At 75.4% G+C, this 3833-nt stretch carries 4 protein-coding genes and 1 pseudogene; all 5 read right to left on the bottom strand.

The genetic code is table 11. The annotated features are described in order from the left end of the window. A pseudogene (locus N866_RS17005) lies at positions 1-304 on the bottom strand (hypothetical protein); the annotation flags it as partial. Continuing rightward, a complete protein-coding gene (locus tag N866_RS17000; RefSeq protein WP_081802767.1) occupies positions 282-923 on the bottom strand; it encodes an RNA polymerase sigma factor in 642 nt (213 codons plus the stop codon). The pseudogene N866_RS17005 and the gene N866_RS17000, both read right to left, overlap by 23 nt. Next, a complete protein-coding gene (locus tag N866_RS16995) occupies positions 920-1609 on the bottom strand; it encodes a class F sortase (RefSeq protein WP_034228714.1) in 690 nt (229 codons plus the stop codon). The genes N866_RS17000 and N866_RS16995 overlap by 4 nt, the downstream gene beginning before the upstream one ends. 232 nt (positions 1610-1841) lie before the next feature. Continuing rightward, positions 1842-2657: a DUF4397 domain-containing protein gene (locus N866_RS16990; RefSeq protein ID WP_034228711.1), complete on the bottom strand. Its 816-nt coding sequence runs from the start codon at positions 2655-2657 to the stop codon at positions 1842-1844. A gap of 182 nt (positions 2658-2839) precedes the next feature. After that, positions 2840-3697 (bottom strand): PP2C family protein-serine/threonine phosphatase, encoded by an 858-nt coding sequence (locus N866_RS16985; RefSeq protein ID WP_052023201.1) that lies wholly within the window; start codon positions 3695-3697, stop codon positions 2840-2842. Positions 3698-3833 lie beyond the last annotated feature (136 nt).

The following is a 3833-nucleotide window of genomic DNA, read 5'->3' as shown; positions in this document are numbered from 1 at the left end:
CGCGACGCGCGGCCAGCTCGTCGCCGGCACCGGGCAGCGGCGCGGGACGCGTCGCGGCGGTGTCGGGGTCGAGCGCCGGGCTCAGCGACAGGGCCCCGCGGATGCCCTCCCAGACCTGCGGCGGAGGCATGACGAGGGCGTCCGCGGGCGTGACGCTCCGGGCGGTGCGGACGGTGGCGGCCAGAGAGGCGACCTCCTCAGCGCACTGGGGACAGGTGGCCAGGTGCGACCGGGTGGCGTCGTCGGCCGCGGGCTCGCCCAGGGCGACGAGCGCGATGACCTCAGGGTCGATGTGCTGCACCATCCACCTCCAATCGGTCGCGCAGACGCAGCAGGCTGCGTCGGATGTGGCTCTTGACGGTTCCGAGCGGGATGTCGAGCCGCCGGGAGATCTGGTCGTGCGTGAGGTCGTCGTAGAAGGCGAGGGCCATGATCGTGCGTTGCGGCTCGCCGAGCCGGCTCAGCTCGTCGGCGACCGTCAGACGGTCCGCGACCTGCGCGGTCTCGGCCTCCGCCACCGTCTCGACCGTGGCGACGGCGGCCAGCTGGTCGCGCCGCTCGCGGGCCCGCCGGGCGTGCACGTCGGCGATGGCGTTCCGGGCGATGCCCGTCAGCCAGCCCGGCAGGGCCCGCGTGACGTCGTAGCCCGAGCGGCCCCGCCAGGCGTTGACGAAGACCTGCTGCGTCACGTCCTGGGCGTCGGTCTCGTCCCGCAGCGACCGCAGGGCCAGGGTGTGGATGAAGGCCGACCACCGCCGGTACGCCTCCGCCAGCCCGGCCTCCTGCCCGGCGGCGAACGCACGTGCCACCTCCACGTCGTCCCAGGTGGACGGCGCACGCACGAGGTGCACCTCGGTGGCGGTCAGTGGCGTTCTCCTCGTTCGCAGCGGCGCCCGGTAGGCCGCGAGGGTCGCGGTGCTCATCCCACCCTCGGCTCGGCGGTGACGATCACGTTGTCCGAGTAGCTCTGGGCGCCTCGGTCGAACGTACCACCGCACGTGATCAGGACCAGGCGCTGCCCCCCGCCCCGCACGAACACGTCCTCCCACTGCACGGACGGCTTGGGCGAGCGGCGGACCTCGGTCACCGTGAACGACCGGGTCGTCCCGTCCGCGAGGCTCACCTCGACCGGGTCGCCCACCTGGACGTCCTGGAGGCGGGCGAAGGGCCCGAGGCCCGCCGAGGCGATCGAGTCCACGTGCGCGGCGATGACCGCGGTGCCCTCGTCGTCGGCCGGGGAGGCCCCGTAGCGGTACCAGCCGCCGATCTCGGCCTGCGGCGGGATCTCCATCTGGCCGTCGTCCTGGACGCCGACGGGCTCGACCGGGATGGCGACGTCGATGCTCGGGACGGCCACGCCGACCGGCTCGACGACCGGCTCGACCTCCAGCGCGGAGAGGTCCGCGCTGCGCACCGGGACGTCCGGGAGGGATCGGGAGGCGGCGTCGGGAGCCGTCCTGGGCGACGTGCTCGAGGAGAGCGGGTCCGGGGCCTGCACCGTCGGCTCGTCGGTCCCGCCGGACGCACACCCCGCGAGCAGGAGGGCCCCGAGGGCCGCCCCGGCGATCGCGCGGGTGACGCGGCGGGACGGACGGTGGCGGACCGACATGGGGACTCCTCCTGACGGGGTGCGGGCGGCGGGTGGTGCCGCGGCGTCGGGGCGGGTGCCGGGCAGGAGCCCGGCGGGACTGCGGTGGAGCACGGGGACCAGGTGACGCGCCGACGGGCCTGCCGGTGGGACGGGCCCGGGCGTGCACCGGGTGGGCGGCGAGCCGCCGTCGGTACCGGCCGGGGGTGCGGTCCCAGGAAGGGGACGGGTCCGCACCCCCGGCCGAGCGGGATCAGTCGTTCTTCACCGAGACCGTCTGACGACGGACGGCGAAGGCGACACCCGCGGCCGCCAGCAGCGCCGCGCCGACCACCCAGGGGGTCGACGACTGCTGAGCGGCGAGACCCAGCTCACCGGAGGGGACGCCGGCAGGAGCCGAGTGCAGACCGTCGATCGTCTGGATCGCGAGGTCGAGGTTGCCGTCCGCGGCGCTGCCCCACGCGTAGACGATGGTGTTGACGCCCTCGGCGACGGTCACGTCGGCCGGGCCGATGGCCGGCTCGGTCGTGTCCGCGAGCGCGACGGCGGCGGAGACGGTGCCCGCCGGGAGGTTGAGGACGCCCTCCTGGCCGTTCACGACGTCGGTGAGGACGGGCGCGCCACCCGCGAGGATGTCCACGGCCGGAGCGGCCGCCGTGTGGCGGACGGTCAGGCGACCCTCACCGGCGGCGGTGTTGGAGATGTCGTTCGTGAAGAGCGCCGCCGTGGGGTTGCCCTCGGCGTCGAGGTGCGCGACCGCGGTGTAGTTCTTGCCGGCCTCCAGCGGGAGGTCCACGGGGCCGATCGCCGGGGCGCTGTCGTCCGCCGCGTCGGCGGCCGTGATCGCCACCGTGTAGGTGCCGGCGGGCAGCGCGAGCGGGCCGGCGAGGTCACCGGGCTCGAAGTCGTCGAGGGTGAGGTCGCCGTTGACGTAGACGTCGACGGTCAGGCCCGGCACACCGTGCAGGACGGACAGCTGGGCCTCGTGGCTGTCGGCGACCGCCGGGACGGCGCCGCTGAGGGCGAGGGCGAAGCCGGCTGCGGTGCCGGCGATGAGGCGCTTCCGCATGGGGGTTCCTCCTGGGTCAGGCCCGGTGACCGGGTCTGGGATCGTGCTGACACCCCTACTACCGCCAGGGTGTCCCGCACGGATGCAGGAAGTTTCAACTTTCTTCTGCGGAGCGCTCCACCGTCGTCCGACGGGGCCGCCCGGGCAGGTCAGCGGTCGGACGGGCCGGGCAGCGCGGCAGGTCAGCCGGCCATGTCCCCGAGGTCCCCGAGCCCGTCCTGGGCGGCCGCCCCCTCGAGGACGACGGCCCCTCGACCCTCGCCCGGCGCGTCCGGGGCGACCTCGACGAGGTCGGCGACCGCCACCGTCACGTTGTCGCGGGCGTCGGCGTCGGCCGCCGCGGCGAGCAGCGCGTCGGCCGCCTCCTGCGGGGTCGCCGCACCGGCGAGGAGCTCGAGGCAGCGCTCCTCGGTGACGTGGTCGGTGAGGCCGTCGCTGGCCAGGAGCCAGCGGTCGCCCGGACGCGCCTCGATCTCCCGCAGCTGCAGCCCCGCGGGGTCCTCCGGCGAGCCGGTCAGCGAGCGGAGGATGACGTTGCGGTTCGGGTGGTCGAAGGCCTCCGACGGGGCGATCTCCCCGGAGTCGACCAGGAGCTGGACGAGGGAGTGGTCGCGCGAGACCCTGCGCCCCGTGCCGTCGCGGAGCAGGTAGGCGCGCGAGTCACCCACGTGCACGAGCCGCACGGTGGCCTCGCCGCAGACCACGGCCGTGAACGTCGTGCCCATCCCGGCCAGCGAGGGGTCCCTCTCGACGCGACCCCGCAGCTCGGCGTTCGCGGCCGCCACGTGCGCCTGCAGGTCGGTGATCGAGCGCGTCCGGACGTCGTCCAGGTCGCCGAGACCGGCGAGGACGTGCCGGACGACCGTCCAGGAGGCGACGTCGCCCCCGACGTGCCCGCCCACGCCGTCCGCGACGACGACGACCGCGTCCGTGCAGCCCGCCGAGTCCTGGTTCGACCGGCGGTGGTTGCCCGTGACGGAGCGGATCGCCGTCTCGAAGGCCGGCGAGGGCCGCGTCGCGCCCTGCTCCCCCGTGTCCACCGAGGCACCGTACCCCCGGACCCCGGCGCGTGCGGGGCGAGGCGGATGTCAGTGGCGCGGGGCACACTCGGGTCACGCCGCGGCGGGGGCCGACGGCGGGAGGGGGAGAGCGCATGAGCAGCATGAGCCGTCGTGG

The organism is Actinotalea ferrariae CF5-4 (genome assembly GCF_000603945.1).
GTDB classification, from domain to species: domain Bacteria; phylum Actinomycetota; class Actinomycetes; order Actinomycetales; family Cellulomonadaceae; genus Actinotalea; species Actinotalea ferrariae.
The sequence above is the reverse complement of the archived record's forward strand: the minus strand, read 5'-3'. Positions and strand labels throughout refer to the sequence as shown.